Here is a 6,284-nt window from a genome sequence, read left to right as displayed (position 1 = left end):
GGCGAAGCGCGGTTCAAACTGGACTGGGTGAAGATATGACCGATACGAGCATGTTGCAGGAACGCCCGCCCGCGGGCGTTGCCGGTGTTTCGAAGAAAAATCTGAAGCTGTGGTGGTACGGCGAAAAGCTTGGCGCACCGCTGCTATTCGCACTCGCCCTGCTCGTAACCTGGGAAGTGGTCTGCCGTGTCTTTGATGTACCGGAAGTCATTCTTCCCACCGCGTCGGCGACGTTCTACGCACTTTGGGAGTTCCGGGCGGTAATCTGGGAAAATGCTCTGGTGACGCTGTGGACGACGCTGGTAGGCTTTATGCTGGCCATCGTCACAGGCCTAGTGCTGGGGGTCGCCGTCGGCTGGCATCGGGCGGTCTATTCGGCGGTGTATCCGATCCTGATCGCCTTCAATTCGATCCCCAAGGTCGCGGTGGTTCCGGTGCTCATCTTATGGTTCGGGCTTGGCGCTGTACCCGCCATCCTGACGGCATTCCTGATCTCGTTCTTCCCGATCGTGGTCAATGTGGCGACAGGCCTAGCAACCGTCGAGCCGGAACTCGAAGACGTGCTGCGGGCGCTGGGGGCCAACAAGTTCACGGTGATGATCAAGGTGGGCATTCCTCGGTCATTGCCGCACTTCTTCGGCTCGCTGAAGGTCGCGATCACGCTCGCGTTCATTGGCGCGGTCGTTGCCGAGACATCCGGTGCCAGCAGTGGTCTTGGCAAGCTCATGCTCGACGCCCAGGCCGCATTCCAGGTGCCGATCGTCTTTGCCGCGCTGATGGTGCTCTCGGTGCTCGGCATCGTTCTCTATGCCGTCACCGCCCTGATCGAGCAGCGCTACACCGGCTGGGCGCATCGTTCACACAATGGCTGAAAGGCCCAACTCCGACATGGAGCAAGACGACAATGCACAGTGATCAAGATGTTATGGTGCGGCCTGCTCGTGACAAAGCCAGCGCCGGTAGCGAAACCAGCCGAGAGCACACGGCAGTGCCAGGTTTCGTCGATATTTCCGGCGTGGCGCTTTCCTACGGTGGGGGAGGCGGCATCAAGGCCGTCGAGGATTTGACGCTGTCGGTGCGCAAGGGCGAGTTCGCTGCGGTCGTTGGCCCGTCCGGTTGCGGAAAATCGACACTGATGAAACTCGCGACCGGGCTGGTCATCCCCCAGCAAGGCAGCGTCGCCGTCGATGGAGCGCGGGTCACGCGGCCCCTGTCAATCGTCGGCATGGCGTTCCAGAATCCATCGCTGCTGCCTTGGCGTACGACCCTCGACAACATCATGTTGCCGCTCGAGATCGTCTCGCCATATCGCGAGCGGCTGAAGAAGCATCGGGCCGAATACGTTGCTCGAGCTGAAGCGATGCTGGCTCTGGTCGGACTCAAAGGCTTTGGCTCAAAATTCCCCTGGCAGCTTTCGGGTGGCATGCAGCAACGCGCCAATCTGTGTCGGGCGCTGATCCACGAACCAGGGCTGATGATGCTCGACGAGCCGTTCGGTGCGCTCGATGCATTCACCCGCGAGGAGCTTTGGGGCGTGATCCGCGACCTGCACCAGGCCAAGGGTTTCACCGTGATCCTGGTGACCCACGATCTGCGCGAAGCCGTTTATCTTGCCGACCGGGTGTTCGTGATGAGCGCGCGGCCCGGCCGTGTCCTGCTCGAGCGGCAGGTGGACTTCGAGCGGCCGCGGCCGCTCGACCTGACCTATTCGCCGGAGTTCAACGGCATCGTGCACGAGCTTCGCGAGACGATCGCGCAGGCGCGTGCTGACGCGCCGCAGATCGGCGCGACGTAACATCTCCCTGCCGGCGTCGCTTGCAGTTTTCGCAGTAGGCGAAAGCAACGGCTCCGGCAGAAGGTGCGGTTCTATCCATTTGGGGCGTCGGAAAACATATCCGATGTCAACGATGGTGCGTATGCTAGGTATTAATTGGTTCTGTTTTCGAATATATTCGTTCTATACTTGAAAAAAGACTTTCAATTCGCTTTTCGCTGAGTTAGAAAAAATCATTGTCAGTAGAAGCAACAAGCCGCGTTTCGGTCGCTAGATACGCGAAAAATCCGGTCGGGAATTGCTGGCAAGCGATCGCGTAGACCGCAGCCCGACGGAGCTTTCTGACCATCGCCTTCAGCAAGTATCGCCGGACTCCGGGCAGCGTCGCTCACGGCTCAGCCGTGTTGCGGAACGACGTCAACTTTGGAGACGACTGATGATTATCGACATTAGCTGCTATCCCACCAAGCTGGTGGACTTGGCGTGGCGGCACGATGGCGAGCCGTTCACGGGTGAGCGCCTCATCAAGATGATGGATGGGCCCTACTACGTAAACGGCAAGCCGCGCCGCATCGACAAGGCCTTTATCCAGCCGCCGCAAGGCAACACCATCTACACCCACGGTCATGGCGACCTTACCGGCAAGGCGGCCATTCGCGACTACATGTCCTACACGGTCGACCTCGTGCAGCGCTATCCTGACCGCTTCTTGGGCTGCTTCGTCTACAACCCCCGCTACGGCACTCAAAACGGCGCGGAGGAGATCGAGCACCACGTCAAGGAATACGGCTTTAAGATGGTGCAGTTGCAGGCCAACATGCACGCTTACCGGCCTGATCGCGCACTCGACTGGCTGCGCCCGGCGATGAAGAAATGCGCCGACCTCGGGCTGATCGTCAAAGTCCATACTGGAGACGGGCCCTACAGCATTCCGACCGAGTTCTATCCGATCATTCGGGAGTTCCCGTCGGTCAACTTCATCCTCGGCCATTTCGGCGTCCAGACGGGCGGGGTCTATGTCTTCGAACCGTTCCAGATGGCGATGGATGCACCCAACGTCTACTGCGAATCCGGCTGGTGCCTGCAGTCGCGCATCGTCGAGTTCGCCAAGGAATTGCCCAAGCACAAGATCCTCTTCGGCACCGACACCCCGCCAAACGAACCAGGAATGTGGCTGCGCCTGCTCGAGGTGCTTTGCCACGAGCCGCCGCAAGGGCTGAACCTCGATGAGGATACGCTCGAGGATTACTTCGGCAATAATATCGCCCGGATGATCGGCATCGAGCCGACGCCGCCCCCGCGCAGCATGGAAGAAGCCCAGGCCCGCCTGACGGACACCTATGCCAGCCTCCAGCCGGCATGATGCGGCCCAACGCCTTGTTTCGTGAATTCGGAGACCACAGATGATTATCGACACCCACCTCCATCCGACCAATCTGGTCGACGAGGCCTGGCGCCACACCGGCACGCCGTTCAATGGCGAACGCATGCTGAAGCTGATGGACGGGCCTTACATGATCAACGGCAAACCGCGCCGCATCGACATGGGCTTCATCCAGCCGCCGCCCGGCAATACCGGTTACCGCGATGGCAATCGCATGGGCCGCGACGGCATTCGCGACTACATGGCCTACATCGCCGAGCTGTGCCAGAAATACCCGGATCGTTTCATCGGTAACTTCAACTACAACCCCCGCTGGGGTCCTGAGAACGGCGCAGCTGAGCTGGAATTCCACGTCAAGGAATATGGCTTCAAGATGCTGAAGTTGCATGCCAACATGCATGGCTACCGGCCTGACCGGGCCCTCGACTGGCTGCGCCCGGCGATGAAGAAATGCGCCGAGCTTGGTGTTGTGGTGCTGATCCACACCGGCGACGGGCCCTACACCATTCCGACGATGTTTTACCCGATCATCCGGGAGTTCCCGATGGTCAACTTCATCATCGGTCACTTCGGCATCCAGACCGGCGGCAACTATTCCTTCGAGTCGTTCTGGATGGCGATGGATACCCCCAATGTCTATTGCGAATCCGGCTGGTGCTTCCAGTCGCGTATCGTCGAGTTCGCCAAGGAACTGCCTAAAAGCAAGATCGTGTTCGGCACAGACTCGCCGCCCAATGAACCCGGCATGTGGCTGCGTGAGCTGGAAGTGCTCTGCCATGAGCCGCCCCATGGCATCGGTCTCTCCGAGGATGATCTCGAAGGCTATCTCGGCAACAACATCGCCAAGCTGGTCGGCATCGAACCCACCCCTCCGCCTCGTACCATGGACGAAGCGAAGGCGCGCCTGACTGACACTTATGCCGGTCTCAGGCGCAATACGGGCAGCCAGGCTGTTCCCGCCTGATGCCCTTGGGCGGCGGCTCGTGTCCAAGGGCCGCTGCCCACCCTTTTTACGTTCGCTCAGCAGTTGCACGATGGGAAATGTTATGCAGTTTGGCAGCCAGGACGTACGTCATTTCCTCAGTGAATATAAGAAGAGCCATCCCGAGGATGTGCTGACGATCGAGGATCGTATCTCGGACGACCAGGACGTAACGGCCTTCATTTGGAAGCTAAACGAACAGGGCAGGGCGCCGCTGCTGCATTTCCGCAAGGTCGACGGGATCGACACTGAGGTCGTGGGCAACATCTTCGGCTCGCGCGAGCGTATCGCGCGGATGTTCGGCACGACGCAGGACCGTCTGCACGAAGCCTATCAGGTGCGATCGCGCCGGGCATTGCCGCCGCGCCTGGTCGAAAGCGGGCCGGTCACCGAATGGGTGCAGGAAAACGATATCGATCTAGACACGCTGCCGATGCTGAAGCATTTCGCGACCGATCGGGCGAAGTACATCACCAGCGGCATCATCATTGCCGAGCACCCAGAAACCGGTGCCGGCAATCTCAGCTACCACCGCGCCATGGTCCATTCGAAGAACGAGCTGGCGACCAGCCTGCATTCTCGTGGCCACCTCTGGCGCCTGCTCAACATGGCCAAAGACCGTGGCGAACCGCTGAAAGTCGCCATGGTCATCGGCGCGCATCCGCTGTTCATGATCGCGGCGTCGGCGCGGCTCGCTTTCGGCGAGGACGAACGCGACATCGCCGGAGGCCTGCTCGGCGAACCGCTGGATGTGGTGCGGACGCCGAAATACGGCATTCGCGTGCCTGCCTATGCCGAATTCGTGCTGGAAGGCATCATCGAGCCCGAGGCTCATGTCGCCGAAGGGCCATTCGGTGAGTTCACCGGCTACTCGTCTGACAGGTCGACCAACAATCTGTTTCGAGTCGAAACCTTCATGCGCCGCAAGGATGCGATGCTGATAAGCGTCGCCGGCGGCAACTCGTCCGAGCACCTCAATTTGGGGCGCGTGCCGCGCGAAGCCGAAATGGTCGAGAAGCTGAAGCAGCGTTTTCCGAGCGTTACGGCCGTGCACTATCCGGCCTCAGGCACGCATTTTCATGCCTATGTCGCGCTCAACCAGACGCGACCCGGCGAGGCGCGGCAGATCATGCTCGGGCTACTCGGCTGGGACGCCTATCTCAAGACAGTGATTGCAGTCGACGCCGATGTCGACATCACGCGCGACTCCGAAGTGCTTTGGGCGTTGTCGGCCCATTTCCAGCCGCATCGCGACGTGGTCATCATCGAAGGCTTGCCTGGCAACGCGCTGGATCCGTCGGCGTCCGGCGTCGGCACAACGTCGCGCATGGGTTTGGACGCGACGCGTGGCCCCGATTTTCACGGCGTCTTGGCCAAGATCGGCGATGATGCGTTTGCGCGGGCTTCTGAAATTCTCGGCAGGATCGATCGTTAGGGGCAGAAAACGCGGAGGACAAGCCGATGTTCAGAGATAGCGCGATACGCAAGCGACTGGTCATCGGCATTAGCGGTGCTTCCGGTGTCATCTATGGCATTCGTTTGCTGGAAGTCCTGCGTGAACTCGATGTCGAAACCCACCTTGTTGTTTCGCGCGCAGCCCAAATCACGCTTGCCATGGAAACCGACTACAAGCTTGCCGACGTTGAAAAGCTGGCGACTGCCGTTCATTCCAACAAGGACGTCGGTGCGGCCTGTTCCAGTGGATCGTTCAGGACAATGGGCATGATCGTGGCGCCTTGTTCGGTGAAGACGCTGTCGGAGATCGCGACGGGGGCAACTTCTTCGCTGCTGGCGCGTGCAGCCGACGTCACGCTCAAGGAGCGCCGGCGCCTGGTTTTGATGCTGCGCGAGACGCCGCTGCATCTCGGTCATATCCGCTCGATGGCGCAGGTGACGGAAGCCGGCGCCATCATCTGTCCGCCGGTTCCAGCGTTCTACACGCGTCCGCTAACGCTTGACGACATGGTCAATCATACCGTTGGGCGCGTGCTAGACCTGTTCGATATCGACGCGGGTCTGGCCCATCGCTGGACCGGCCGGCGTGCCGACGCCGCTCTGGAGACGTCGGCTTCGCTGCTGCCGCAATAACCCCCGATAACTTCACCGCACAAAGAAAACGAGGCTGGCGTGAGCCAGCCTCGCAG

6 protein-coding genes are annotated in these 6,284 nt (G+C 60.4%); all 6 read left to right on the top strand.

All coding sequences use genetic code 11. From position 1 onward, the window contains the following. Positions 1 to 35: 35 nt before the first annotated feature. The 6 genes from AC1DWF_RS03295 (at position 36) to AC1DWF_RS03270 (ending at position 6,228) form a co-directional block, all read left to right on the top strand. On the top strand, positions 36 to 872 hold the full coding sequence (locus tag AC1DWF_RS03295; RefSeq protein ID WP_476785773.1) for an ABC transporter permease: 837 nt from the start codon (positions 36 to 38) through the stop codon (positions 870 to 872). A 116-nt stretch (positions 873 to 988) separates the two neighbouring features. After that, positions 989 to 1,795 (top strand): ABC transporter ATP-binding protein, encoded by an 807-nt coding sequence (locus AC1DWF_RS03290; RefSeq protein ID WP_476787894.1) that lies wholly within the window; start codon positions 989 to 991, stop codon positions 1,793 to 1,795. Positions 1,796 to 2,210: 415 nt separating this feature from the next. Further along, entirely contained in the window at positions 2,211 to 3,137 is a 927-nt protein-coding gene (locus tag AC1DWF_RS03285) for an amidohydrolase family protein (protein ID WP_476787879.1), read from the top strand. 40 nt (positions 3,138 to 3,177) lie between these two features. Then, a complete protein-coding gene (locus AC1DWF_RS03280) occupies positions 3,178 to 4,122 on the top strand; it encodes an amidohydrolase family protein (protein ID WP_476798233.1) in 945 nt (314 codons plus the stop codon). 82 nt (positions 4,123 to 4,204) lie between these two features. Continuing rightward, positions 4,205 to 5,575, top strand: coding sequence for a UbiD family decarboxylase (locus AC1DWF_RS03275; RefSeq protein ID WP_476787877.1), 1,371 nt, complete (start codon positions 4,205 to 4,207; stop codon positions 5,573 to 5,575). A 26-nt stretch (positions 5,576 to 5,601) separates the two neighbouring features. Then, the gene (locus AC1DWF_RS03270; protein WP_476785630.1) at positions 5,602 to 6,228 is read left to right on the top strand and encodes a UbiX family flavin prenyltransferase; all 627 of its coding nucleotides are present in this window, start codon (positions 5,602 to 5,604) and stop codon (positions 6,226 to 6,228) included. Positions 6,229 to 6,284: the final 56 nt, after the last annotated feature.

Source organism: Aminobacter sp. P4_D5 (assembly GCF_056401815.1).
The sequence above is the reverse complement of the archived record's forward strand: the minus strand, read 5'-3'. Positions and strand labels throughout refer to the sequence as shown.

Excerpts from the sequence above, each read along its gene's own strand:
- AC1DWF_RS03295 (WP_476785773.1), top strand. The coding sequence starts at position 36 with ATGACCGATACGAGCATGTTGCAGGAACGCCCGCCCGCGGGCGTTGCC.
- AC1DWF_RS03285 (WP_476787879.1), top strand. The coding sequence starts at position 2,211 with ATGATTATCGACATTAGCTGCTATCCCACCAAGCTGGTGGACTTGGCG.
- AC1DWF_RS03280 (WP_476798233.1), top strand. The coding sequence starts at position 3,178 with ATGATTATCGACACCCACCTCCATCCGACCAATCTGGTCGACGAGGCC.
- AC1DWF_RS03275 (WP_476787877.1), top strand. The coding sequence starts at position 4,205 with ATGCAGTTTGGCAGCCAGGACGTACGTCATTTCCTCAGTGAATATAAG.
- AC1DWF_RS03270 (WP_476785630.1), top strand. The coding sequence starts at position 5,602 with ATGTTCAGAGATAGCGCGATACGCAAGCGACTGGTCATCGGCATTAGC.